The sequence below is a fragment of the Bradyrhizobium algeriense genome (assembly GCF_003062295.1).
GTDB lineage: Bacteria > Pseudomonadota > Alphaproteobacteria > Rhizobiales > Xanthobacteraceae > Bradyrhizobium > Bradyrhizobium algeriense.
Window position 1 is genome coordinate 36679 of the sequence record NZ_PYCN01000033.1, and the last position, 23635, is coordinate 60313.

At 57.3% G+C, this 23635-nt stretch carries 23 protein-coding genes and 5 pseudogenes; 11 read left to right on the forward strand and 17 right to left on the reverse strand.

The features are described from left to right. Window positions 1–147: 147 nt before the first annotated feature. The 10 genes and pseudogenes from C7G61_RS35690 to aepX all read right to left on the reverse strand — a co-directional run bounded on the left by C7G61_RS35690 (window position 148) and on the right by aepX (window position 10899). On the reverse strand, window positions 148–1716 hold the full coding sequence (locus C7G61_RS35690) for a hypothetical protein (protein WP_145963744.1): 1569 nt from the start codon (window positions 1714–1716) through the stop codon (window positions 148–150). Between the two features lie 29 nt (window positions 1717–1745). Next, a complete protein-coding gene (locus C7G61_RS35695) occupies window positions 1746–2759 on the reverse strand; it encodes a succinylglutamate desuccinylase/aspartoacylase family protein (protein WP_108522389.1) in 1014 nt (337 codons plus the stop codon). 28 nt (window positions 2760–2787) lie between these two features. Further along, window positions 2788–3618 (reverse strand): class I SAM-dependent methyltransferase, encoded by an 831-nt coding sequence (locus C7G61_RS35700; RefSeq protein ID WP_108522390.1) that lies wholly within the window; start codon window positions 3616–3618, stop codon window positions 2788–2790. Window positions 3619–3761: 143 nt separating this feature from the next. Further along, window positions 3762–5441 (reverse strand): aminotransferase class I/II-fold pyridoxal phosphate-dependent enzyme, encoded by a 1680-nt coding sequence (locus C7G61_RS35705; protein WP_108522391.1) that lies wholly within the window; start codon window positions 5439–5441, stop codon window positions 3762–3764. Window positions 5442–5482: 41 nt separating this feature from the next. Further along, entirely contained in the window at window positions 5483–6109 is a 627-nt protein-coding gene (locus C7G61_RS35710; protein ID WP_108522392.1) for a CDP-alcohol phosphatidyltransferase family protein, read from the reverse strand. Further along, entirely contained in the window at window positions 6106–6918 is an 813-nt protein-coding gene (locus tag C7G61_RS35715) for an NTP transferase domain-containing protein (RefSeq protein ID WP_108522393.1), read from the reverse strand. The genes C7G61_RS35710 and C7G61_RS35715 overlap by 4 nt, the downstream gene beginning before the upstream one ends. A 17-nt stretch (window positions 6919–6935) precedes the next feature. Then, the gene (locus C7G61_RS35720; RefSeq protein ID WP_420836820.1) at window positions 6936–8045 is read right to left on the reverse strand and encodes a pyridoxal phosphate-dependent aminotransferase; all 1110 of its coding nucleotides are present in this window, start codon (window positions 8043–8045) and stop codon (window positions 6936–6938) included. Further along, window positions 7940–8454 (reverse strand): annotated as a pseudogene (locus C7G61_RS45090) (hypothetical protein); the annotation flags it as partial. The gene C7G61_RS35720 and the pseudogene C7G61_RS45090, both read right to left, overlap by 106 nt. A 390-nt stretch (window positions 8455–8844) precedes the next feature. Continuing rightward, on the reverse strand, window positions 8845–9606 hold the full coding sequence (locus C7G61_RS35730; protein WP_108522413.1) for a phosphocholine cytidylyltransferase family protein: 762 nt from the start codon (window positions 9604–9606) through the stop codon (window positions 8845–8847). Between the two features lie 423 nt (window positions 9607–10029). After that, the gene (gene aepX / locus C7G61_RS35735; protein ID WP_108522396.1) at window positions 10030–10899 is read right to left on the reverse strand and encodes a phosphoenolpyruvate mutase; all 870 of its coding nucleotides are present in this window, start codon (window positions 10897–10899) and stop codon (window positions 10030–10032) included. An 851-nt stretch (window positions 10900–11750) separates the two neighbouring features. On the opposite strand from aepX, the gene C7G61_RS47605 reads away from it, so the two are divergent. The 6 genes and pseudogenes from C7G61_RS47605 to C7G61_RS35760 all read left to right on the forward strand — a co-directional run bounded on the left by C7G61_RS47605 (window position 11751) and on the right by C7G61_RS35760 (window position 15540). Beyond that, window positions 11751–12002, forward strand: a complete 252-nt coding sequence (locus tag C7G61_RS47605; protein ID WP_108522397.1) for a hypothetical protein — start codon at window positions 11751–11753, stop codon at window positions 12000–12002. Between the two features lie 134 nt (window positions 12003–12136). Further along, window positions 12137–12565: pseudogene (locus C7G61_RS35745) on the forward strand (FAD-binding protein); the annotation flags it as partial. Window positions 12566–12644: 79 nt separating this feature from the next. Continuing rightward, window positions 12645–12773, forward strand: a complete 129-nt coding sequence (locus tag C7G61_RS47110; RefSeq protein WP_274542302.1) for a hypothetical protein — start codon at window positions 12645–12647, stop codon at window positions 12771–12773. 138 nt (window positions 12774–12911) lie between these two features. Then, complete coding sequence (locus C7G61_RS35750; RefSeq protein WP_420836821.1) at window positions 12912–13109, forward strand: hypothetical protein; 198 nt, start codon at window positions 12912–12914, stop codon at window positions 13107–13109. Between the two features lie 244 nt (window positions 13110–13353). After that, on the forward strand, window positions 13354–14115 hold the full coding sequence (locus C7G61_RS35755; protein WP_108522398.1) for a helix-turn-helix transcriptional regulator: 762 nt from the start codon (window positions 13354–13356) through the stop codon (window positions 14113–14115). 419 nt (window positions 14116–14534) lie between these two features. Continuing rightward, window positions 14535–15540: pseudogene (locus C7G61_RS35760) on the forward strand (cytochrome-c peroxidase). Between the two features lie 618 nt (window positions 15541–16158). Here the strand turns inward: C7G61_RS35760 and C7G61_RS35765 are convergent. Then, window positions 16159–16854, reverse strand: a complete 696-nt coding sequence (locus tag C7G61_RS35765) for an outer membrane protein (RefSeq protein WP_108522399.1) — start codon at window positions 16852–16854, stop codon at window positions 16159–16161. Between the two features lie 103 nt (window positions 16855–16957). Here C7G61_RS35765 and C7G61_RS45095 point away from each other — a divergent pair, with 103 nt between their 5' ends. Further along, window positions 16958–17095, forward strand: a complete 138-nt coding sequence (locus tag C7G61_RS45095; RefSeq protein ID WP_190242123.1) for a hypothetical protein — start codon at window positions 16958–16960, stop codon at window positions 17093–17095. A gap of 491 nt (window positions 17096–17586) precedes the next feature. Here the strand turns inward: C7G61_RS45095 and C7G61_RS35770 are convergent, their stop codons facing one another. The 3 genes and pseudogenes from C7G61_RS35770 to C7G61_RS35785 form a co-directional block, all read right to left on the reverse strand. Then, the gene (locus C7G61_RS35770) at window positions 17587–18288 is read right to left on the reverse strand and encodes a nucleotidyl transferase AbiEii/AbiGii toxin family protein (protein ID WP_108522400.1); all 702 of its coding nucleotides are present in this window, start codon (window positions 18286–18288) and stop codon (window positions 17587–17589) included. Window positions 18289–18343: 55 nt separating this feature from the next. Beyond that, window positions 18344–18421 (reverse strand): annotated as a pseudogene (locus C7G61_RS46340) (hypothetical protein); the annotation flags it as partial. Between the two features lie 744 nt (window positions 18422–19165). Then, window positions 19166–19600, reverse strand: a complete 435-nt coding sequence (locus C7G61_RS35785) for an RNA polymerase sigma factor (protein WP_108522402.1) — start codon at window positions 19598–19600, stop codon at window positions 19166–19168. Window positions 19601–19855: 255 nt separating this feature from the next. Between C7G61_RS35785 and C7G61_RS35790 the strand changes: the two genes are divergently transcribed. Both C7G61_RS35790 and C7G61_RS47610 read left to right on the forward strand, forming a co-directional pair. Beyond that, window positions 19856–20323, forward strand: coding sequence for a helix-turn-helix domain-containing protein (locus C7G61_RS35790; protein WP_190242124.1), 468 nt, complete (start codon window positions 19856–19858; stop codon window positions 20321–20323). Then, entirely contained in the window at window positions 20295–20807 is a 513-nt protein-coding gene (locus C7G61_RS47610; protein ID WP_108522404.1) for a PIN domain-containing protein, read from the forward strand. The genes C7G61_RS35790 and C7G61_RS47610 overlap by 29 nt, the downstream gene beginning before the upstream one ends. Window positions 20808–20988: 181 nt before the next feature. Here C7G61_RS47610 and C7G61_RS46350 read toward each other — a convergent pair whose 3' ends face one another. Next, window positions 20989–21327 (reverse strand): TatD family hydrolase, encoded by a 339-nt coding sequence (locus C7G61_RS46350; protein ID WP_244608618.1) that lies wholly within the window; start codon window positions 21325–21327, stop codon window positions 20989–20991. Between C7G61_RS46350 and C7G61_RS35805 the strand changes: the two genes are divergently transcribed. Beyond that, window positions 21233–21991, forward strand: a complete 759-nt coding sequence (locus C7G61_RS35805) for a tyrosine-type recombinase/integrase (protein ID WP_108522406.1) — start codon at window positions 21233–21235, stop codon at window positions 21989–21991. The two genes, C7G61_RS46350 and C7G61_RS35805, sit on opposite strands and share 95 nt — an antisense overlap. A 60-nt stretch (window positions 21992–22051) precedes the next feature. On the opposite strand, the gene C7G61_RS35810 is transcribed toward C7G61_RS35805, so the two are convergent. Further along, window positions 22052–22426 carry a helix-turn-helix domain-containing protein gene (locus C7G61_RS35810; protein WP_190242126.1) on the reverse strand — a complete coding sequence of 125 codons (375 nt, stop codon included), beginning with the start codon at window positions 22424–22426 and terminating at the stop codon, window positions 22052–22054. A 217-nt stretch (window positions 22427–22643) separates the two neighbouring features. Here C7G61_RS35810 and C7G61_RS35815 point away from each other — a divergent pair, with 217 nt between their 5' ends. Next, on the forward strand, window positions 22644–23228 hold the full coding sequence (locus C7G61_RS35815) for a tyrosinase family protein (RefSeq protein WP_108522408.1): 585 nt from the start codon (window positions 22644–22646) through the stop codon (window positions 23226–23228). A gap of 204 nt (window positions 23229–23432) precedes the next feature. On the opposite strand, the pseudogene C7G61_RS35820 reads toward C7G61_RS35815, so the two are convergent. Beyond that, a pseudogene (locus C7G61_RS35820) lies at window positions 23433–23635 on the reverse strand (IS701 family transposase); the annotation flags it as partial.

A 23635-nucleotide genomic window follows, 5' to 3' on the forward strand; every position in this document is an offset into this window, starting at 1 on the left:
AAGTGGAGGGATTGAGTTCTCCGACGGTGGCTAGTCGGTCTTGCGGCCGATTCCAAAGCTGTCTGATCGTCTTCTAATCAGGATTTTCAGTGCTGAAGCTTCCTTTTCCTCTTCCGCAGATCGCAACTTTCTTCTCGGTGGAACAAATCAAAGGTATGCGACATGGTCAGAATCGCGGTGAAGAAAGCGTCGACGCTTTGCAGTCCATGCGGCATTGCCGAACTGCTTACAAAGAGAAGGACTTCGTAGCTCCGGTGTCGCGGCCCCTAACCTAGCAACCCCTGCAATACAGCCCTCGCGGAGCCGGCCTTCGAAGCAATAATAGACTTCCATTTGGTCAGCTTGGTGCCTTGCAACGAGGCGAAGCTCATTGCCTGTGGCAAATCCAGTTATCGAACCTTCAAAGACATCGCCCCGGTAAGAACCCGAAATGTTAGCCCCGTCTTGCGTTAGCTCCATGGCATGCTCTTCCACCCGACCGGCGAAATTCACAAAACTACTCCAGAGTCCCGAGAAAAATTCGTCAACGTTTGGATCAACCACGTCAGGGGCGTTCTCAATCTCAGATTGCAGCTCTCTCAGTACGGTATTGAGGGATCGAGCAACTAGGCGGGCCTGCTCATCATCGAGGATGTTGAAAGGATCAATAAGGACAACATTCTCGCCTGAGTAAAAGTCCGGAAGTTGAATCCGAAAATCGCGGAGCATCCGGGCAATGATTTCGTCCGCGGATATACGCTCGTCAACCCAATGAACCCTCAGGCGTGGCGTGAGGACCGACCAAGTTGATGGCTGTATTGAAACACGGAACAGATCGGGAGAAAGGTTCGACGCGATCGTCCTTAAGAGCCGAAGCCATTGGTTTTCATCTTTCGCACGTAAAGACGGAGTAAGCCAAGCCTCGAGGGCAACGACCGCGCCTACAATCTCCTCTTTGCCGACTTTCATCGCGCGGCCAAACGAAAGGTGGGGTGGACCATTCGCCCAGGCCGCCCGCGCCAGTGGTTCTGACCCAATCAACAGGCCGGTTGACTGTGGGCCGCGCAGGTATTTTCCCCCTGAGTAGATAGCTAATGTTGCGCCCCGTGATAGCCAGGGGTCAGGCTTGCCGGGGGACAGTCCAGCTGCATCCACCACAATCGGGATATGCCCAACGCGTTCACGTATCGCCTCCAAGGATATCTCGCTGTCAGCCATCTCCGCCCTTCCGAGCAAACAGGTCATGCAAGCTGATTCAGCCAGCGCGGCGAGGTCTTCAATACTATCGAACGGAATAAGTTGGGCCCCGACAGCGCCTATGACCGAGTCGTAGGGGAACCGATGCGCACGCGGAATTAGGACCCGGTTTTTCAAACCGTCGGATTTGGGCAACCGGGTCATTGCAATCGGTTCGTTGCCGGCAATGCATGCGGCGGTTGCCAGCGCAAGCGCCGCGACGCTGCCGGCCGTCACGACGCCCCATTCCGCCCCAGTGAGTTGAGCGATGTATCTACCGACCCCTTCGGCGAGTTCATCCATGTCGACAAAAGTTTCGCCAGCAGCTTTCATGGCTTGCTCCACCATCGGCATCGGATTGCTGCCGCCAAAGCTCGACCTCGTTCCAGCGCAATTGATGATCGGTTGAACGCCCAACGCGTCGTAGATCCAGCCACGGCGGTGCTTCCCGTTGGACCCAAGTTGATCGCCCAACGAATGAAATTGAGGGCTTGAAGTCATGATAATTTCTGTCTGGCAGCTCAATTGTGCTACTCTGGGATCCACGTTCTCCCAGTATTAAACAGACAATCACCAAGGTTTGCCCGCGCCAGAAAACGCCGGCACAAAACAATGCCACCCACCCCAAAGTGAACTGTGACAGGCTTCCGCCAAGGCTCTTCGGTAAAGTGAATGCGCCCCGCCTCCTGACCATCGCTGACGGTATCTCCGAGATTTACAAAGGGCTCGAATAGGCCCTTTGCAGGGGCGTAAACGAAGTCGTTTGGTCGAACGCGATAGAGGAGTTGGGTCGAACAAGAATTGGGCTCCTTCGGAGCAGCGTTCAGGACACCGATATGATGCAAAACGCGCGCAAGACCATCCTCTGCAGCGCGCAGCAGAGTGCGTGACGCGGTGCCCCCACCGCCCAGTTCTGTCGAAAGACAAGGGATGCTCCCCAGCCGATCGCAAGCACCGGTCAAGCTGCGATCGCCGCCTGTGGATGCATCTGTCGCGAACCCAACAGGTAAGCCGAAAATTCGAAGGAGAGCTAGACTTTGGCGGAGTTGTGAAGCGGACTTCGGAGCAATAATCACAGCAGAAGGCAAGTATTCCAGCGAACTGCCTCCCGAATGAAAATCACAAACCAGATCGCAGCCCGACAACAGGACCGTTTCGATGAAATGCGCGATCATCATCGTCGGGGTCCCATTCGGATCCCCCGGAAAGCTGCGATTCAGGTTTCCGTCATCCAAGGGAGAGACTCTTTGGCCAGCTTCAACAGCTGGCGCATTTGCCCCGGGCAGGATTATCAAATGCCCGTTAACATCCTGTGCCTGTACGGACTGGATCAGCTTTATGAGCATGATCTGGCCTTCCCACTCATCGCCGTGGCTACCCGCAATCAACAATACCCGAGGGCCCGATCCATTCTTGATGCTCGCAATCGGAACTGGGATCCATCCGTATGCTGAGGCATTGGTGGAGATCGGCACACGAAGATAGCCGGTGGCCTTGCCTTCCTTCTGAAAGTCGATTTCCGACCAGATTCTTGATGGCTGCATGGTGTTTCCGCCTCACCTACGGGACTAATTACTGCACGGTCCGCACTGCAGTTGTGAGTTCGGTGCTGTAGATCACATTAATGCTGCCGACAGCGTCACAGTGCTCGGACAGGATTGACCGTAGCTCTTTCATGATTATGTCTTTGGCGTGCGCTGTTCTCGCCATTTTGAGTTGGATTGTTGACAAGGCGAACGCCTCAAAGCTCTCGATAGTAAACGTTCTTGTCCAGTCCCATCTCTGGACCATCACGTTCGAAAAGCGATCGTCTGAGGCAAGCTCAGCCTCGAAGTTGGCGACCGAATGTCCGCCCCGAGCATCCGCGTAAGTGCCTGTTCGATAGCCTGGAACGAACTTCTCGAGGAAAAGCTCGAAGGACTGGAAGAAGCCGGTCTGATGGCAACGCTTGTTCTGCAATATCGCAAGGAGGCCATTATCCACCAGGACGCGGTGCGCTTCTGCGTAGAAAAGCATCCGGTTAAAGAGTTGTGCGGCACCAGCGGCCGTTATCACCCCTATCGTCCGATCGCTGAACGGAAGTTTTTCCGCCGTAGATTGGACGAAGAGAATCGGCCGAAGCGACTTTGTTGCTTCAGTTGCCTGTCGAATCATCATCGAACTTGGCTCGAGACCACGGACTTCAAACGAGCCATCAAGAGCATCGGCCAACATTCGCGTGAAGATGCCCGTCCCGCAGCCTACGTCGACCACTCGGCGGGAGGAGTGAGGCAAGGACAAAGCCCGCCCCGCAATCTCGTGAACTACGCTGATGGGATATCCGGGTCGTTCCTTGTCGTAGTGCTCACCAAGGGTCTGATAATGTTCCCATCCAACGGTTTTCGCCGAAATCTGTGTCGACATGATATTTCTCCAAAGCAGCCTCGATTCCACACCGAGCCAATGAGGTGTTGGGCAGAGAGCAGGGATACCGTCTGGCTGTTGAGCAAAATTTGAGAACGAGCAGAGTTCGAAGCAGGCAGCGAGGCCGATGTTAGCGTTATGGCCTAAGAATAATGCGGCTGTCCTATAGCTCTCTTAAAGCGGTAATGGGGTGGAAGGCCCCGCACATGCCGCTCGTCGCCAATCTGTTCGAACCCATGATGTCGATAGAACGAGCCAGCCGTTTTTCGCCCGTTACACCACACCACAAGCCCACCACGCCTACGGATTTCACGGAGACCATGGTGGAGTACGGCACTGGCGAAACCAAGGTGGCGGAAATCTTTGGCCGTTGCCATTCCACGAACTCGCCAACTGCGCCCTGATGACTGACTTTCTTGATCCGGCTCCATATCTTCGAGGATAAACGTTGCCACGGACGCCAGGATCGATCCGCAGTAGGCGCCAACGTGAAATAAGACTTTGGCGTAAGGATAGGCCGGAACTGGTTTCGCAGGTGCGGGTGCCAATTCCGAAGTGCGAAGGTCAAGGCCTGCTTTTTCGGAAATGAAACAAACGCGTAAGTCGGTATCGCTGGGCGGGGACTGATCTATTGCTGCACTACGCAGCGACTGGCCCTTCATCGGTCCAACCCCGGATCCGCGGCCTGCATCAAGAAAAGATGCAATTGTCTTCAACCCGCGAATAAGTTCATCTTGATCCGGCGGTACGCCCAAGCCGATGCGAAACTTGCGGTCGCCCTGTTGACTGTTAACGGCGAATGAATCGCCGGATCCAACAACCACTCCAGCATCAAGGGCCGCCTTGACAAACGCGTCGAGCCGCCATGCTTTCGGCAACTCGATCCAAAGATGATAGTTGAACGCGCTTGGGGAAGTCTGAATGTAGGGCAGAATCGACGCAGCAAGAGCCCGGCGTCTCAACGTTTCTGCTCGCACCGATCGCAGTATTTCCGAGGCGATCCCATTTGCGAGCCAACGCGATGCGACCTCCGCCACCAGCGGTGCCACCATCCAATTCGTGGTCCGCACTCCAGGCCAAAAAGCATCTCGCGAGATGTCCGGATTGGGTCCGACGACATACGCCACCCGAAGCTGCGCAGCGAGAGATTTGCTCAGTCCCAAAATGTACCAGCTGCGCTCGGGCGCATAGAGAGCAAGTGGGGGAGGGGCCTCTTCCGGCAGGACGCCGTATATATCGTCTTCAAAGAGCCAAAGGTCGTATCGGCGAGCCACTGTCGCAATGTCCGCGCGCCGTGCCTCAGACATTGTTGCGGACGTTGGGTTATGCAGTGTGGGCATGCAATAGAGGGCCCGAGCATTGTCGCCGAGCTCGACGCAGGTTCTATCAAGACTTGCCGGATCAATGCCCTCAGCATCCATCGATACAGCGCGGAGCTCGATCCCAAACAGGGCCGAAAGTGGCTTGATCGCTGGATAGGTCAGCTCCTCCGTTAGAAGGACACCGCCGGGTTTGACGAACCGAGCCATTAACATCGCTAGGATACTCTGTGAGCCGTTTGCAAGTACGACACGCTCCATGTCCGGCTTCTGACCCAGCCGTTGACCAATCCAGCTTGCTCCCGCCTCTCGATCGCCCACCGTTCCCATGAAGCGCGGAAAGCGAATGGCATCGGCAATATTTGTACGTCCAAGGTCGGCCAATGTGTTCGTTAGAGCGCGTTGAACCACGGGGCTGGGAGGTGGAAAATTCCGCCCAAAATCGATCGGCATCGCTTTGGGTGACACCGGCTGCGCTTGAGTAATCTCGCTCACATCGTTCATTTCGTTCTTCCTAGCCACAATCTTATGATTTGCCACTGATCCTATGGTTGGAAGCCGGGTTGGGAGATCATCACCAGAGCAATAGATGCCGCGATCGCGAAGCCGGTGGCGATCGGCACTGCGGTCCCCCGAATAGCCGGAACGCGGATCGAAGTCGTCACATGAAGCGGTGCCAGTATCATAAAGGCGATCGCCACGACCGTCGGAAAGATACTATCCGGTAACAAAGGGCGACCGAGGAGCAGGACAGCCAGTAGTGGCGTGTCGTACGAGACCGGAATGCCGATAAAGCAAGCGTCGTCGGTCAATCCGACATTCTCGAAATAGCTGAGCCTGATCGCACCTGCCAAAACCAGCAACGAGCTTGCTAGGAGCGACAGGGCCGTACCTTGACCAACAAGGATGATGATCGCGGCGGGAAAGACCACCCCATGAATGAGGTCGGCAAATCCATCAAAGCTCTTTCCGAACTCTGCCACGCCTGGACGACGAAGATGGCTCGTCTTGCGTGCAACGTGACCGTCCCAATGGTCGAGGAACCAAGTCCAGAGCATCGCTGCAACGCCGAGCTCAATCTTGCCGTTGAAGGCAAGGAAAAGCCCGATGACCGCAGACAGGTAGGCGAGGGCGGTAATGGCATTAGCATAGTCACGAAGATATCCGATCATCGTCGTGCTCCTGCTGCCAGCGAGATCAAAGTTGCCGCGGGAAGTATAAGGTCGCCGGGCGGCGCGAACATCCTTTCCGCCAGGTGAAGGTCATCTTCGCTGTCGAATTCGAACAGCGTGTATCGCTGTAATCGGTCGTCGAAAGCTGGGGTCCTCGGCTTTCCACAAGGAACGCCAGGATCAACATAGGCCGTCCGATGACCACTCTCGACCGCCCCCTGGAGCGGCGGCGCCAGATGTTCGCGTAATCCAACGCCGCAGAAGCACGTCGGATCGATCCCCTTGAAGAGACCTCTGGCTTGCGGTTCAATGGGCGTCTGGTGCATGAAGAAGGTGGCGACGGAGCCATCTTCAGCCAGCTCGACGACCGAGCCAGTCATGGATGCCTTGAAAGATGCGACAGCTGCCGCGCTCTGCATGGTTGGCGACACGGTTTGAAGCGTTCTTTCGAAAACTTCGCGTTCGAAGAACACATCGCCTTCGAGAAAGACGGTGTCGCCGGCAAGCATTGGAGTCGCGCTAGCCATAGAAAATAGCCGCTGCCGGTCCGATATCGAACATGGGATTATGGACATATTCGATGGCGACATTCGCGAAATGGTGGCCACAGGACTGCTCGAGGGCTTACTTGCGATGACCCACGACGATGGTTGCTTCACGATTCCGAGTGCCGAGAGCTGATGCCGCGCGTTGTGCAGCATCGCGCTTCCGTTCAGCTCCACCAATGGTTTTGGGAGGGATTCCGTGTAGGGGCGCAGCCTTGAGGCGATCCCTGCAGCAAGAATCACGGCCCGTGTACCATTGAGCATCCAACATTTCCTTCTGGTTAGGCCGCTGCGTACTTGGTCTTCAGGCTGTTCAGGGTGTCAACGACCCGTCTCAGCCCGCACTCCAGCAGGTCTGGTGGAGCGCCGAAGGAGAGACGCAGGCCGTTCACGTCGCCAAAGGTGCTACCGGCAACGGATGCCACATCGGTTTCCTCCAGGAGCACTCGTGCAATGTCGTGGGTTGATCGAATGGGGCCTCGAGCCGGCAGAGCGGAGACAAGCCTACTCAAATCAAGATAGAAGAAGAATGAGCCCTTCGCTTCCGGCGTGGCCACGTCGTGCAGACCGGAGAGAATGAGAAGACCAGCGTTACGAGCCCGTACCAGGCGCTGATGCATCTCCCGTTCAAAGCTGCCGTCGCTGACTTCAAGGTGGTGCAGGATCGCGTACTGCGCGATCACGTTGGCATTCGAGGTCGTATGGCTCTGCAGCTTCTTGGCCGCAGAAATGATCTCCGGCGGTGCCGCGAAATAACCCAGTCGCCAACCCGTGATCGCCAGCTCTTTGGAGAAGGCGTTAACCAGGATCGTCCGTGAACGTACGCCCGGATGCGCCATGACGATCGACTCATGACGCGAACCGGTGAATACGAAGCTAGAGTAACATTCGTCGGAAACGATCCAGAGCTGATAGTTGATTGCGAGATCGCCGATAGCTTGAAGAGTCGTTCGATCATAGACTGCGCCGGTAGGATTGTTTGGCGAGTTGATGATAATGGCTTTGGTGTGCGGCGTGACGGCGGCGCGGATTGCGCCGATATCGGGAATATATGTCGGGGGGCCAGCATCAACGAACACGGGCGTTGCGCCGGCGAGAAGAGCCTGACACGGGAATGTCGGCCAGCAGGGGCGAATAATGATGACCTCGTCACCTGGATCGAGTACGGCCAAGGCAGCGTCGAGCAGTCCTTGCTTTGCACCCGCAGTGATTACGATGTCATCCGTATTCCAACGGATCCCTGTTTCCGCCGACAGCTTTTCGGCGACTGCCGTGCGAAGCGGCGTTAGGCCGATGGAATCGGTGTATCGGTTCGTCCCCGCATTGATGGCGGCAATCGCTCCTTCGCGCACGGATGATGGTGGCTCCGTGATGACTTCGCCGGCCGCCAAGTCGATGATCTGATGGCCGGCCGCGGAAGCTCTCTTGGCTGCCTCACGGGCGGCGGCAGTGCCCGAACTTGAAACCAAAGAAATCCGGTGCGCCAACATGTGCGCTCCTCCTGAGTTGATTGTCGATTTTGTGGAGGTGATCCGCGCCGCGTGGCCGTCGGTATGCGATCTGCTTTCGGCAGATACCGCTCTTCCGCCTGGGCAAGCCCATCGCAGCCGAGGAGGCGAAGAGTTCATCGAGACCGGAGACTCCTTTCTCAATACCGGCAAAGCCTTCTTCCGATTGAATGCGGGCGCATTCGAGATTGATGCCGCAGGAGAGTCGGACCCCGGCTGCTCGCAGTCTGCCGGAGAATTCACCGATCTTGGCGAGGGGATGCCGATCGCCAACAAACGAATTCATCTTCGGAGAACTCATGCCGAACTCCTTGCAGGTGCGGTTGACCAGCCCGGCGTTCATCAACCGATAGGTGGCATGCTTCTATCACCTAGATCAATTACCAACGTTTGTAGTTGGCCGGGCGCCAACTGCATGTCGCTATAGAATTGAGGCGGCAGTGCTGCTAGGCGCCAGTAGGAGATGGTTTGACCGTTGCTGTCACGAATGCAGAAGAACGCACGCGTTCGCCTAGTCAATGCGCCTATATGCAGTTTTCATTGCAACGAAATTCATCGTGCGAGCTGCAATCCCGTCGAGGGATCGAATAGGACAGCCCAAAGGGCCGCCGCTGCGGCCAGCCCAGGTCCCTGGAAGAGAAGGAATACGTGCGAAAGAAGAATGATGGCCCGCCGAAGGCATTCATCTTGCCAAAATGCGCTCTGCGATGCGCAGATCTTCGGGGCTGTCGATCTCGTACCACCTGAGAGCGTCGCAACGCGCCGCTGCGAGCTTTAGGCCGCGCCTTTCCACCAGATATGCAAGAAGCTCCTCGGTGTAGGCCTGAGTAGCTCCGGAGCCGATGATATCGTCCAGCCCTGGAACAATCGTTGCCCTGAGAGTCCGCGCCGAGAATCGTAGCAGGTTCATCGTCTTGAATAGTCTAGGACCATCCCCAACAAGGTTTGCTGCGGTTTGCTTCATGCGGAAACCTGAGATCAACCCGCTATCCGACAACAGAACTGCCGACCCTTCCATCCATTCATTGAAGGGAGCTACTGCAGCCACATCGGTCGCCTCTCCGATCATCAGGTAGCGCAACACGTTCTCCTCGAAAAAGACGTCGCCCTCGAGAAGAAAGCAGTCTCCGGAAAGAAGCGCGTCGCGCGCCAGCCACAGGGAATAGGCGCTGCCGGTACGGTCGAACACGGTCGACTCGACATACTTGATCTCGAGCTGGCCAAAGCGGCTGCCGCAGGCATATTGAATTGCGTCCTTCCGGTAACCGACGACGATCGTCACCTCTTCCACGCCGACGGCTTCCAGATTGCGCAGAGCGTTGTGAAGGATGGGAGTTCCGGTGACTTTGACCAGCGGCTTCGGGCGCAGATCGGTTAGGGGACGCAGGCGGGAGCCCAAGCCGGCCGCGAGAATGACGGCTTTCTTGGGAGCATCGATAGTCATTTCATTCCCTTCCATCGTCGCGAGATTCCTGCCAAGTCATTCCAGGCGCTGACGAGTCGTAGAGCAACTTCAGGCCGTCTCTTATGGTTGCTGCGGTGGCGTGAAGGCTGCCGCAGTCCTTGGAAATGCGAGCCTACGGTTCAAAGGACATAAATCAGGGTGTTCGTCGGTCGTTCTGAGAAAGAAATGAGCTCGTGGCTGTTCTTCGGTGCCTGGTCATCGGGATAGATGAACAGATCGAGCCAAGAAAGGGCAGGACTACACAGTGCGGCCGCGCAAGGTCTGTTACGCCATTTGACGACATTCCAATAGTTGCGAGGCAAAAAATTCCTCGATAGATTGCAGGTGGAGCGTGACGATAGGGCAGGCGGTTGCATCGCAGCAGTCCTTCGCGAATGAGTATGTTGTTGTGTGGATGACAAGCTATTGCGTTGGGTCAGGGGCGTGGAGATAGCGCGCTTCCGCACGGGCCAATTCGTCGTATCTCAACAAATCGAAGACCTCGTCGAGCGTCGCGATATCAGGCTCAATGCCGGCAATGCCGTCCTCGGCGATAATGCGGCCGCAGACGTGCCGCATTGCCGCTATTGCAGCTCGCATGGAGTGGTTGGCCCAAATCACTGTGGAGATGCCGGCATCACGATATGCAGAGATTGGTGTTCGATAATATTTCGTTGGAACGATTACGACAGGCAGGCAGTTCTGCCAGGTACTCGCAAACGAGAGGATCTCGTCCGCGGTGCTCTTGCGCGAGTGAATAAGGATCGCGTCGGCGCCCGCGGCGGCGTACGCGCTAGCGCGTAAAATTGCTTCGTCCATTCCATGGCCGGCGATCAGCGCTTCGATCCGGGCTACAAGAACCAAGTCGTCCGCGACTGTATCCTTCACTGCCCGCAGACGGCCGGAGAATTCGTCGATATCGGCTAGGGGATGTCGATCGCCCACAAACGAGTTCATCTTCGGAAAACAGCTGTCCTCCAGCGCAATCCCGGCAGCGCCACGCTGACGGAGTTTGCGCGCTAAGAGGCGCGCATTGTTGAAATTGCCGAAGCCGCCATCGCCGTCAACGAGCACGGGCAGCTCGGTCGAGTCTACTATGCGCTCGACCACATCGACGATTTGGCTCCATGATGCTTCGTTGGCATCGCGGTAGCCGAGAGAGCAGGCAATTGACAGGCCCGACGCCCACAGACCTTTGAAGCCTGCGCGCTTGGCGATCGCGCCCGAGAGCCCATCATGAGCTTCCATGAGGAAGGAGAGCTCGCGGTTGCAGCAAATCTCAACGCGCAGCATTTCTGCAAGTGAGGAGTTAGCGCATCGATCAGGGCCGTTGGCGAGAAAAGATTGTGATTGATCTTGCATGCCACTCCTTGCAGGTGCATTCGACCGGCCGGACATTCGGGGCGTGCTTCGTCAAGTCCTTGATCGAGGCAAGCCACGCGGGCAATCCCGCAGCCCAACCGTAGGTGACATGCTTCTGTCATTTCAATCAATTGCTAGCGTTGGTAGTTGACTGGGTCGCAACGTGTTGCGAGTCGCAATAGGATGCCGCGGGAGTCCGGGGCTAAGCCCTAACAATCACAAGATGTTCGATCGTTGGTGGCGGAAATTCAAAGTGCACCCTTTCGACAATGGGCAAACCTCATCAGCTCAGCACTTCTTGCTCTGCTCGAACTCGAGTACGATCCGAAATCTCGTCCTGCTCCTGGCGATGCGAAGCGTTGTCCAAGGCGAAAGGGGGTTTGGTTCTTCGTCCTCGTGAACGCTGTGGCCGCTCACCTTGTGTGTTACGCGCCCCCGCTCTCACCGCAGATGAGGAGAGAACATATCCGTCTTACGCTGCGCTCTTCTTGATCTACATCAACTAATGTCGCGGCTGCTGCAAACGGCGATGTCGGATTTCTGACCATGTCGCAATTGCGTCGATCGCCTCTCGTGCCCAATCGATCGCCAATTCTCTCAAGCATTTGTCTTAACGCCTGATTCTCGCGAGCGCCGCAACTGGTACGAGCTTTGCTGTTCTCATCCCAGGTTCTCGGAACTTGTGGAGTACCGCATGCACGGTATCGTCTGCATCAAGCAGGTTTTCAACTTCGCTCAGATCCGCGTGCGCCCCGTGGCCAACAACTCCATGCGCCATCGGGATGCCGACGCCGACCATTATCAACAGCTACGATCTGTTCGCGCTGCGAGCTGTGCCGGAGCTAAGCGACGAGTGCGGCGGCAAGATAACCGTGCTCATCGATGGCCGCCGAGCCCTACGCAAGGCACTGACCTTCGGCGTCGACCACATCGTGCGGTCATTGATTGCGTATTCGCCAGGACGGCACACTGGCGAGCAGCTATGCGTTGGCGACCGCAATCCGCAAGACTGGGAGGGAGTATTGCCCGGCTGATGTCATCTTCACTGGCAAGCAGACGATCGACGGCGACACCGCTAAGGTCGAGCCCGGCATTGCCAAGCGGCCCGGCCTGCTGCAGCTCACCTACGTCGCCAAGACGGGGGCCCCGGATCCGGGGCAGGACTCCATTCGTGCCGGACTGCGATTCCGCAAACGTCAATCTCGCGTATGCCGATGTCGTGGTCGCCGAGGCTCTTGAGTTCCGATCGGCTGAAAGTTTTCAAATTCTGGGCCAGCTCGCCGCTGTCCTCAGCGCCAAATATGGCTGCTCGGATCCGCTGGCGCAGAAGGGCTGGGTCACCTCCGCCCGGCAGATCGGTCACACCGGCAAGATCATGCGGCCAAAGCTCTCTATATCGCGGCCGGCCTTTCCGGCGCGATCCTGCATCGGGGCGGCGTCAAGGGCACCGACCTGATCGTCGCCATTAGCAACGGGAAGAACGCGCCGATCTTCGAATTCGCCCATATTGGCAGTGACGCGAACCGGCTGCTGGCGGCGCCGATGCTGCCTTCGTGCGCGTCTGCGGCCGCATTCGTGCGTTCAGATCGCGAGCTAGAGGAGGCTGTCACGATCAAGGTAAGGGTCGACGCCATCGTGGTCGGCTCCGGGATAGCCGGCATGCCTCCGCGTTACCTATGGCCAAGTTCGACATGAAGGCGCTGCGGCCAAGCGCGGCGAATATTCGCCCGCGCCCAGTGCCGCTGCACGATCCGGAAAAGTGGCCGCCGGTTTTCGAAAAAGATCATGCACAAACAAGAGACTGAAGCCTTCTCTAATCGTGGATGCCAACTACGGAGATTGAAACATGAATGTCGAGCCCTCAGTGTGCCTCGAAGAGAAGCTGTTCTACAACCGCTATCACATCGATCTCGGTCGTTCCCATATCGGGGTGCGCGCGCACGATGCCGTCGCCGCAGCTGCTTTCGCTTGTGAAAATCGGCCCCGCGCGTCGCTTCGAGCCGAAGGCCAAGTGCGACGTGGAGATCACCCTCGACGGCTGCATCGAAGGCGATACCCACCGCGTCGTTGGCGAGCCCTCTGGCGACATGAAGTGGAGCTACCAGTGCCACGGTTATGGTGGGCTGTTCGAGCTTAAGTGAGAGTGGCGCTGCAGCTGCGGTGCTTGATTGGCGTGCCCACGGTTTCGATTGACCTGTCCCTTCTGGGCGCCTGCTGGGAGAGGTCAACGAATTCGGGAATAGCATTTGCCGCAGCGCACGAGCGTTCAGACTAGATGAAGAGCGGAGCAAGGGCTTCGCTGAGCGGAATAAAGCTAGACTCCGCCTAAAACACTCAATCGAACGGCGCAATAGCGGCCTCTTGGCTGCCCTCGTGAGGCGCCACATGGACTTATTCAGCTTCATCGAATGCGCGAAGCAAACGCGCTCTACTAAAGCGCTGTTCGATCTTCTTGTGAGCTGTGCGAGCGAGGAGGGCTTCAGTGAAGTCGCTTACGGAGCACTCACCTTCGCGGAGCCGCCTCGTCTACCGGAGTATCTACCGCCCGCGGTGACCGTGAACTTCCCGCCTGACTGGTGCCACCGTTATTTTGAACGTAACTACCGTGTCATCGACCCGGTGGTCCGGCGGACACCAATGCTTCCGGGGCCGTTTCTCTGGGACGAACTCGCCAAGCAATATCAACTGCAATCCGGCGAGCAGCGCGTACTGGACGAGGCCAGAGAGGCAGGTCTGAAGCACGGTATGAGCGTGCCATTGTTTGGGGCATTGGGCCGAGTATCTGTGGTATCCTTTGCATCTCCGTTCGACGACGCCGATCCTCAGTATCGTATGAGTCACCTCAACACACTGGCCTGGCACTTTCATATCGCGTTTGCGGAGATCGCGCGGCCCTCGGATAGCAGCTGCGACAGGAAACTTATCCTGTCTAAGCGCGAAAAAGACTGCCTGCGCTGGGTGGCAGAGGGAAAATCGTCTTGGGAAATTGGGAAGATCCTGAAGGTCAGCGACAATACAGTCAATTTTCATATTAGGAACGTGATGCGCAAGCTGGGTACGACGAACCGCACCCAGGCCATCGTAAAGGCGATTCGCCTCAATCTCATTGAATTCTCGGCGGCACCAGCGCTGGCGACTGGATGCTAACTGACCTGAGCGTGTGGCGTCCGCTCGCAGGATTCTCCATGGCATGACGATCTAATCTCGTTGAGAACAGCAGCGAGTTGGATGCCGCATCGATATAATCACAAAAGGCCTGCGCCGGCCACCCACGAATCGGCCGCCGCTAGTTCGTGGCTGTCGCGTTTCTGACACCGCACGGCTTCTGTCAGGTTCAAGACACCTAACATTCTCCGCGGGATCGCAGTTGCTTTGAAGGCTAAATCAGCAGCTTAGCTCTTGCGAGCGCCACTGGCACGGCGGTTGCTATGCAGCCATCACTGGGACAAGCGTCAGTGCGTGACATAAACAGGGACGATGCCCTGGTGCCGATGAGAGGTATTGTGAAGCAGTCAGCGATATGGGAGCTTCACCTCGTACGCAAGCTATCCGTTGCGGCCGTTGCGATGTTGGCCTCACACAGACTAGCGCCGATGATGATTTGATGAGAGCTGCTAGGCAGATTTTCAAACCGATCCCCTCGATCATGCCTGCAGTGAAGGACAATCCGGTCACCCACGAGAAGGTCGAACTCGGCAAGATGCTGTACTTCGATCCGCGGCTGTCAGCCAGCGAGATTATCAGCTGCAATAGCTGCCATAATCTTGGTACCGGCGGAGTCGATGCCGGTCCGACCTCGGTCGGGCACGGCTGGCAGCAGGGTCCACGTCGGGCGCCAACCGTCTATAACGCGGTATTCAATGTGGCGCAGTTCTGGGATGGACGTGCCGCAGACCTCAAGGCACAAGCTAAGGGACCCGTGCAGGCGCGTGTCGAAATGAACGCGACCCCAGATCATGTGCTCAATGCGTTGAATTCGATGAGTGACTATGTGGTCATGTTCAAGAAGGCGTTCCCGAACGAGGCGTCGCCGGTCACCTTTGACAACTTCGCGAAGGCGATCGAGGCCTTTGAAGCGACTCTGATTACACCCGGTGCTCCTTTCGATCAGTACCTTGAAGGCGATACGACTGCTCTCAATGATCAGCAGAAGGCAGGATTGAAGCTCTTCATGCAAACGGGTGCTCCTCTTGTCACAACGGAATCAACGTCGGTGGACAGGATTACTTCCCGTTCGGCGTGATCGAAAGGCCGGGCGCAACCCTGCTTCCGGCCTCCGACAAGGGCCGATACGCGGTCACCAAGGCGGCCAGCGACGAATACGTTTTCCGCGCCGCGCCGTTGCGCAACGTCGCGTTGCGGGCCTCATACTTCCATTCAGGCCAGGTTTGGAGCCTTAAGCAAGCGGTTGGCGTGATGGGTGAAACCCAGCTCGGCATCGAGCTTAGCGATAAGGAAAAGAACGATATTGTTGCGTTTCTGAATTCGCTGACTGGGCAGCCGCCTAAGATTGAGTATCCGAAATTGCCCACGCGTACCGACCCGACGCCGCCGCCCTCTTTAGGCAGATAGTATGCTTCTTCCACCGTAGTGGGCATTGCGCGTTCCTTGAATGTAAAGGAACGCGGCGCAGGCATTCGGGCGTCTGCGATGCATGAATCGCAAAGGCGGAGCAGGATGGGAGCAGGACACGAAACCAAGTGCCCGATCAGCTGCCCGATGAAAGCGCAGCTATGCCCAAGCGTCTGATAGCACCAAGTCCAGAAGACCAAAAAGGGTGACGCAAATGACCTGGCTGTTGATGTAGGCAAACAGTGGCTCGGGTTGGGCCTGAATCGTCAACAGACACAAACCGGTTTCTCTTGCCGTGTATCCGCGCGTTGAGCACAAGGTCAAGGGGGAATGACAATTGAACCAAGCGTTCTGCACAACCGGCAGCCGCAGAATGCCCAGACGTCGAGCACAAGCAGTACCATACTCTTAGCAATCTAGCCGTGTGAGCGGGCTGAAAGCCGATCCGGCGCTTCCAAACGTGAGATGCGTAAGCTGAACAGTGCGTTGCGGACCGCAGAATGGAAGTAGGTCTCGGGTCGAATGTCCGCGGAAGTACGTTCCGCGGCAGATGAATAGCGCGAAAAAAGCCCCGGCCCGAGGGCCGGGGCTTTCGATCCGCCGTTTGACGCGAAGAGATCAGTATTTGAGAACCGGCGGGCTAAACTTGTAATTGAGCCGCAGGGTCAGGAGATCGAAATCCTGGCGGATGCGATCGGTCGCTACCACACCAGCGGCCGTGGTGAAGCTCACGTTGGCGTCCGGCATGAACAGGTGGTCGTACTCGACGCCGACCGACCAGTTCGGCGCAAAGCCGACTTCCACACCCGCGCCGACCGCGGCGCCCAAACGCGTATTGTCGGTGCTCGCCAGCTGCGCGCCGGTCAGGGTTGAGGTGACCTGATGGGTGTTGCTCGTCACCGCAGCACCGCCCTTGGCGTAAAGCAGAACGTTGTTGGAGGTGTAGCCGATCAGGCCGGTGATCAGGCCGAACGCGTCGGTCGTGCTGCGGTTAGTATTGAGGGGGAAGGTGGTGCTGACATTGGAGCCGCTGAAATCAGCCCAGTTGCCCTGACCTTCGATACCAAACACCGCCTGGCCCATCTGCTGGCGATAGCCGATCTGGCCACCCACGGTGCTACCGGTTGCATCGCTGAAGCCCCAACCGCCGTTGATGCCGATGTACAAACCGCTCCAGTCGTAGATCGCGGCCGCGACCTGAGGCGGTGGCGGCGGCGCGTTATAGACGGGCTGCGCAGCGAGATCCGCGCCGAATGCGGGTGCGGCCGCGCCAAGCGCGACGATGCTGCAAGTCACAAGCAACAAGTTCTTCATTTCCAGTTTCTTTCCTTTAGATGGCCCCCAAGCCGTGCGCGTCTTAGCAACGTCATCGGGGATTGCTGTAACGGCAGCGCAACACTCACTCGGAAGAAAGAGCTTGAAACTCACGCCGCGTCAGGTTGTAGACTTGGAAATCATGATCAAATGTGCACAGCGCAAAGCGTTGATCGCGCATGGAGAGATGCGCGTCAATGCCAACATTGGAGTGAAGGGTGTTCGAAACGAGGCTCGCTGACCAAGGCGCGCGTGGGCGAGAGCTGCGACGAACTGTATCGGATCGTCTGGCTGAGTGTTGTCTCACTCTGCGGCCAGGGCGCATCCCCTCGGAGTCTCGCTTGATTAAACAGCAGAGGCAACGCCGACCATCGACTTCATTCACGCACACCTATGGGCCTTGAAGCAGGTGTCACTTATGACTGCGCCGAAGCGACCGCTGGACCAGCTACATCTCGCTGATTTGATCAATCTTGCGGTCTCAAATGGTGTGATCGACGCCGGACCGAGCACCAAGCGGACCTTGCGAAGGATGCGCGGAACCTCATTCATCCCGGTAGAGCACTGCGCTCGGGCGAAGCATGTAGCGAAGCTACAGCATTAGCTGCACTGGCTTCGGTCTATCGCCTCATTGAACAGTTGAAAAAGCTGGTCCGTAAATCAACTCTCGTGTCGTCTCACGCGTTGAGTTCATGCGACAACCCGAACCGTCTCTTTTGATTGATTTCCCGCCTAAAGCTTATCGATCCACTCCGGGATCTCAGTCTTTATTTCTTCGAAACTGGGTGGGTCATCATAATAGAGAGCGCGACTGCGGTCATAGGCGTTCGCATACAGGGCCGTCGTTTCGGCGTCGCTCAGAAGAAAAGCTTCGTTCTCAGCGATGTTCTGGTTGTCGCCCTGACGAAATCGCTTTTGTTTGTGCTGCTTGTATTCTTCCGTGCCGATGAATTCCTGAACCTCCGGACGTTGGAGCAGTTCGTAGACATCATAGTAGTGCCGCAGGAACCCGACCGGATCGCCGACATCGGATTGCTGATTGCGAAACTTGGTCGAGATCGTCTGCAGCTTTTCCACGAATGTGTAGCTAGGATCGTAGCAAGGCACCGCGTTGGCGCGGTTATCGATGATGTCGACGTTGCTGGCGACGGCCCGGTCATAAAGCCAGGAACTGATATCCTCGGGTGTGTTTGGCGCGACCTTGTCAAAGCCGGCCTCGAGCAGGGCGCCGTCCCTCAGTCCTTCCATCGGTTCAGCGATGCTCGTGTAAATCAGACGGATTCCTGCGTTCCGATAATCGGGCACATCATCAAACGCGGTATCGCGCTCCACCTTCGTGATGCCGTCGATCTTGATCGTTTGGGCCAGCCAGTCGAAGAAGTCCTTTCTGGATTGAATATGCGGCGGCTTGTTGTGGTTCTTGCCGGTCTTCACATCCCGGTCGGCCGGAGTTTCGATGAATATCGATGTCCTCCGAAAACCGATTGATGATCTGATGTCCTTTCGAAAGGGAAGTTCCACCCTTCAGCTGGAATGTGAAGCCGACTGCTGCAGCCCGTAGCGGCAATGCATGATCCAGTAGTCCTTTTCGACGAGAGCTGGATCAATGCCCTTCCTTCCGCCACAATCCGGATCAGGTCAGCAAACTGAGGATGATTGTGGAGGATATCACCCCGCATGCAATTCGCTCGCCCTTAGCGCACGCTCGAAGAATTTCTTTGTTCGCTCGTTCCCATACTCGCGGACGGCGCGACGCAAGCGCCGCCGGTCGGCCGACGCGGCGCGTTGCATTACCCGCTTGAGAACCTCGTCCTTGGCTTCCGCGAGCTGATCAACGTTGTTGACGAGGTCAACAAGGAGAAATTCCTTTGTAAGCGACTTTGGAAAGCGCGGCTTCACGCGAAACGCAAACTTGCGGCTGCCTAACTGAAACTCCCCGTGGCGTTTGTGGTTGTAGACGACGGTCTTGTCGGAAAGCTACGTCGTGCCCACTCCCAGACTGTTGTAGGCATTCGGCGAAGCCAGGAGAAATGTATCGTCCTTGAGAAAAGCGCTAACGACTTCTTTGTCAGCAGCGGGAGCCGGCCCAAACACCGTTTCCTTCGGATAGGCGTAGCGCCTAGAGCCCGCCCGAAAGCTTCTTGAGGGTACCGCTCTCAACCAGCTGCTTGAGATGCCGATCGACAGAGGTCGACCAGCGCGCCAGATCCGCGCGCCGATAGGCTTGGCCGGGCTTCAGTGCCTTTTGAGGGTATCGAGCTTCGTCATGGTCTGGAGTATAAGTATCAAAACTGACTATTCGAAAGTTTTCTCATTGAAATCCATGCAATGTATGGTCATAGAAGATGCCTAAAGCGATCGGATCCGAAGCAAGGGCGCAACGCATTCGTGAGATGAGGTCGTCCATTTCGTATCTGGTTGACGGATCCTGTGTCTCGTCCTCGAACATCTGGTCGGTTTCGTCTTCCCTCAGAGGTTCGCGACGATCTTCCTGGCGCCACTGGCTCGCGATGCTGCGCATCACCTGTGAAAGGAATGCTGGAAGCGGGACTTCGCTGGGCCACAGCCGCCGCCCCGACAAGATGCGGTCGAGCGCCTCGTAGAGGAGATCATCCGTATCATGGTAGCGTAGGCCGGCTGCCCAGGCGCGGGCTAACAACGACAGGCGCACGAGGTCGGGCCCGCGCAAGCGGCCGATGATGCGGCGAACCTCGCCGAGGGAAAGATGCGTCGCCTCATAGTCCATTGATTGCCGACCAGGCCTCCAATGCGTGTTGCGCTGCAGGTGGCCTTTCCGGGAAGGCTTTGCGAAAATTTTTCGGAACGTTACCGACGGCGATCGATCGACGCGAGTCTCGCCGGGGACCAAAAGAGGCTTGGTGATCGATGCACAACGCCTTCTGATAATCTAAGTCTGTGTTATTACTGGGACAATTATACCTGTCTTGAAATGTCATCTGACAATCATTACACTTATTACAGTTGCGCGGAGGTATGGGCCATGACTGACGTGGTCACCAAGCTCAAGATCGATGATCGTGATCGGGAAGAGGCAAAGAAGGGCGCGGGCCTGCTTGGCGGGCTTGCAGCGCCTGGCGGCCTGTTCTTCACAGATCCCTCCGGGAAGCCGATCCTGACAGAGATGCCTGCATCGCTCTTGCGAGCGGTGCACGATTTTCTCGACGCCATCTCGCAGCCGGGCGAAACCTTGGTCTTCAAGGCGGAGCATGAGGTTTCCCCAGAGACGGCAGCCGAGATGTTGGGCATCTCTCGTCCCGTCGTGTACAAGCGCATGGATGCGGGGAAACTGCCGTTCCGGCAGGTAGGCACCCATAGACGAATCCGTGTCGCAGATGTCGCGCGCCTGAAGCAGCATGAGGAGCAGCGACGGAAGGCTGCGGCTGAAATAGCTGCCGATACCGAGGATCTCGAGGCGAACTATGCCGAGACCGGTAACCGGACTCCTTGATGCAAACGTTCTATACTCAAACGCACTTCGCAATCTCCTGCTTCAGCTTGCGTTGAATGACGCGTTCGAGGCGCGGTGGACGGATCGCATCGAAGATGAGTGGCTCCGCAATCTCGAGGATCGGACGAGAGATCGGGTTTCGCAGCGAACCCTGCCGCTCATTCGCAAGCACTTTCCGGATGCGATCATTTGCGATTTCGACGCCGACCAAGCTATCGGAAGTACGGATCCCAAAGCCCGCCACGTAGCCGGTGCAGCCGTCGCGGTGCAAGCCTGTGCACTGATCACAAACAACCTCAATGATTTCGATGCAAGCGAGCTCGCAAAGCTCGGCGTCCGAGTGTTGTCGCCGGACGTTTTCTCGTTGAGCTATTCGACGAAGCACCGGGCTTTATCGAAGCCGCAACACGAGAGGCGGCGGCCAACCTTACGAAGAGCTTGCCTTCCTGGGACGTTGCCGACCTCGAGCTCAGAGCGGGGTTGACAAAATTCGCCGCGCGATTGCGTTCGTTCGACCACCAGACAAGTGGTTCCGATCTTGCGGCAACAAAGGAGCCCGAGTGAGAGGATCGCTCAGGTTTTGAGGAGCGTCTGCAGGTTTGCGCGAATAATGTCGGACACGGTGTCGGCAGCTATTTTTCTGACATCGGCGATAGATGCGACCGTTAGTCGGATGTCTGCCGGCTCCGCCGGCCTGCCTTCCATTTGAGTGAAAGGACCGTCGTTTCGGTGAGAATGCGATCCAAGGGCATTTCGGTGACGTGGATCCGACGCCGGTCCGAGCGCGTCATCTCGGCATTGACAGAAAAATAGCATCCCAAGGCGGCCGCGCGCTGCATATCGCGCTTGCCGCCGGTGAACCAGTGTAGAACGACGGTGCCGCGGTGCCGGGGCAGGTGTTCCTCAATCATGTCAAGCACTGTCGGCGCAGTCCTCACGCTGTGGACGGTGAGAATTTTTCCACCTGCATCCGCGCAGCTGCTCGAGGATCGTTCGGAAGACACGTTTCTGGGGCTCAAGGGACTTATAGAAACGGGGGCCTGCATCCAGGCCGACCTCGCCAACATAGCGCGTTTCGGAAACCAACCTGACCGACGCACGAGTCTTGGGGTGCGCGACCATGTTCTGCTGCTTTTCCTATACAACAGCGGTGCTCGCGCCGATGAGGCAGCAAAATTGACGGTCGGCAATCTCCAACTGGGCGCGTCCTCGTCAGTGCGACTTCACGGCAAGGGAAACAAGATCAGAATCTGTCCATTGTGGTCAACGACGGCAACCTCGTTGACTCGTCTTGTGGCCGACCGGAGCAAAAGTGAAGCGGTCTTTCTCGGGCGGACGAACCAGCCTTTGACGCGCTTCGGAATACACCGTCTCGTGACGCAATATGCCGCTATGGCGCGCGAAACGGTGCCGACGTTGGCGACGAAGCGCGTGAGCCCACATACGGTTCGGCACACAACGGCCGTGCACCTGCTGCGCGCCGGCGTCGACATCAACACGATCCGTGCTTGGCTGGGCCACGTGTCATTAGACACCACGCACATCTATGCTGAAGTCGACCTGGAGATGAAAGCAGAGGCGTTAGCCAGGGTCGATATCAGCAGCCTGAGGCCGCCACCTCGGCAACCCTCTCTCCCGTCGTTGATGGCATTCCTGAAGGCCCTGTAGGCCGAAAGGTCACACTCTTATGTTGCGGAGCGAGCCGAGGAGGTTCGCGAAATCCTTGGCTCACTCCAGCAGCGACAACATAAATCTGGCCGCAACATAACGGCTGTACCGATAGCCGTCCGGATGCTCTGCATTGTACTCGTCCCACAGCACCTGCAAGGTCACGTGCTTGCGCTTGAGCTCGCGGGCAATAACGGACCAATCAGGCTCGGCCACCTTGCGGCGGCCCGGCTTCACGCCAGGCACCCCGTACAGCAGCTGCTCCAGCTCGGCGTCGCTTATCGCTTCCGGGACTGGCCATGCCAGACCCGCGCGCGCAAACCGCTTCAGCGTGTCACGTACCGTCGTCGGCCCGACGCCGACACGCTCGCCAACCACGCGCGTCGAGAGCCCAGCCTCAAGGCTCAACCTCACAATCTCGCGCACCTGGCGCATGATAACCCTCCTCGTCGGCATCCAATTCTCCAAGCTGTTTCCAGCCGGAGAAATGGCCCAACGATCAGGCCTCACACCATCCGAAACTGCGCGCGATCAAATCGGAATGCTGCGCGGAGAATGCTCGGAATGCTGCGCGTGATCATTTCGGAACCCTGCGCGCCATCAAATCGGTACGGTGCGCACCATCGTCTCGGAATCCGCACATAGGTGCACAATGATCGTAAGCCGCCGGAAGTCGCTTCAACTCGCCGGCGCGACCATCGTAAGCTTTGCCGCGCCAGCTGCGCAAGATATCACCAAGGACAAGATTCCGACGCGAATTCCTCTGGATGAATTCGTGAAGGATGCGGATCTGATGAAGGCGCTGCGGCGTGGAGTGCGCGCCATGAAGGCGCGAAAACCATCCGATCCCCTAAGTTGGTGTTTCCAGGCGTCGATCCACGGGGTCACGGTCGAGCTGATCCAGAACGCCGCGGCCGGCGATCCAAATCTCATTGCCGTCGACCAGAAGAAGTTCTGGAACCAGTGCCCGCATTTTGGACAAACATCAGCCAATTTTCTCCCGTGGCATCGCGCCTACACCTACTATTTCGAACGAATCCTTCGAGCCCATACCGGGGAGCCACGCTTCTCGCTTCCCTCCTGGGACTACTTCCGGCCCGAGAACTATCGATTTCCGCGCGAGTTCGGAACGAGAAAGCTGGACCAGCCGCTCGACGGAGACGACTCAAATCCGCTCTATCATCCGCAGCGGAATCTCTATTTTACCGATTGGGAGCACTGGTCCGAAACAATCTGATGGCAGGCGAAGAGAGCCATTCGCTCAAGACCACGCTTTCGGTCGACTTCACGGTTTCCAGCTTTGCGGGCGACTTCAGATCGGCCCCTTGGGGGGCTTCTCCGCAGTGGTAGATAGCTTCGCCTCGTCCTCCTTTGTTGCCATCGCCTGCAGTGCGGATAGATCGGGGCATTTCCCATCGGTTTTCCTGGATTGACCAACGGATCAGCGGCGCCGTGGTTGTGTTTTGGCTTTTGCCGGGGGGCGCCGTTTTGTTTTTTTGGGCGGTGGCGGGTTAGCGCGATGTCGGATCGCGGCCATCATGGCGAAGGCAAGCATCACCAGGGACACGTGACGGTGCCAGCCATGCCAGGATCTGCTCTCGTTGTGATCGAGCCCGAACTCGTTTTTCGCGGTTTCAAAGCTGT

Coding starts and splice junctions, on each gene's coding strand:
- C7G61_RS35765 (WP_108522399.1), bottom strand. CDS start 16,854: ATGAAGAACTTGTTGCTTGTGACTTGCAGCATCGTCGCGCTTGGCGCG.
- C7G61_RS47605 (WP_108522397.1), top strand. CDS start 11,751: ATGCCGACGCCGACCATTATCAACAGCTACGATCTGTTCGCGCTGCGA.
- C7G61_RS35705 (WP_108522391.1), bottom strand. CDS start 5,441: ATGAACGATGTGAGCGAGATTACTCAAGCGCAGCCGGTGTCACCCAAA.
- C7G61_RS35715 (WP_108522393.1), bottom strand. CDS start 6,918: ATGCTCAATGGTACACGGGCCGTGATTCTTGCTGCAGGGATCGCCTCA.
- C7G61_RS35785 (WP_108522402.1), bottom strand. CDS start 19,600: ATGGACTATGAGGCGACGCATCTTTCCCTCGGCGAGGTTCGCCGCATC.
- C7G61_RS35805 (WP_108522406.1), top strand. CDS start 21,233: ATGTCAAGCACTGTCGGCGCAGTCCTCACGCTGTGGACGGTGAGAATT.
- C7G61_RS35695 (WP_108522389.1), bottom strand. CDS start 2,759: ATGCAGCCATCAAGAATCTGGTCGGAAATCGACTTTCAGAAGGAAGGC.
- C7G61_RS35790 (WP_190242124.1), top strand. CDS start 19,856: ATGACTGACGTGGTCACCAAGCTCAAGATCGATGATCGTGATCGGGAA.
- C7G61_RS35690 (WP_145963744.1), bottom strand. CDS start 1,716: ATGACTTCAAGCCCTCAATTTCATTCGTTGGGCGATCAACTTGGGTCC.
- aepX (WP_108522396.1), bottom strand. CDS start 10,899: ATGCTGCGCGTTGAGATTTGCTGCAACCGCGAGCTCTCCTTCCTCATG.
- C7G61_RS47110 (WP_274542302.1), top strand. CDS start 12,645: ATGGCCAAGTTCGACATGAAGGCGCTGCGGCCAAGCGCGGCGAATATT.
- C7G61_RS35815 (WP_108522408.1), top strand. CDS start 22,644: ATGATCGTAAGCCGCCGGAAGTCGCTTCAACTCGCCGGCGCGACCATC.
- C7G61_RS35755 (WP_108522398.1), top strand. CDS start 13,354: ATGGACTTATTCAGCTTCATCGAATGCGCGAAGCAAACGCGCTCTACT.
- C7G61_RS35700 (WP_108522390.1), bottom strand. CDS start 3,618: ATGTCGACACAGATTTCGGCGAAAACCGTTGGATGGGAACATTATCAG.
- C7G61_RS35710 (WP_108522392.1), bottom strand. CDS start 6,109: ATGATCGGATATCTTCGTGACTATGCTAATGCCATTACCGCCCTCGCC.
- C7G61_RS47610 (WP_108522404.1), top strand. CDS start 20,295: ATGCCGAGACCGGTAACCGGACTCCTTGATGCAAACGTTCTATACTCA.
- C7G61_RS35730 (WP_108522413.1), bottom strand. CDS start 9,606: ATGACTATCGATGCTCCCAAGAAAGCCGTCATTCTCGCGGCCGGCTTG.
- C7G61_RS35810 (WP_190242126.1), bottom strand. CDS start 22,426: ATGCGCCAGGTGCGCGAGATTGTGAGGTTGAGCCTTGAGGCTGGGCTC.
- C7G61_RS35750 (WP_420836821.1), top strand. CDS start 12,912: ATGCCGTCGCCGCAGCTGCTTTCGCTTGTGAAAATCGGCCCCGCGCGT.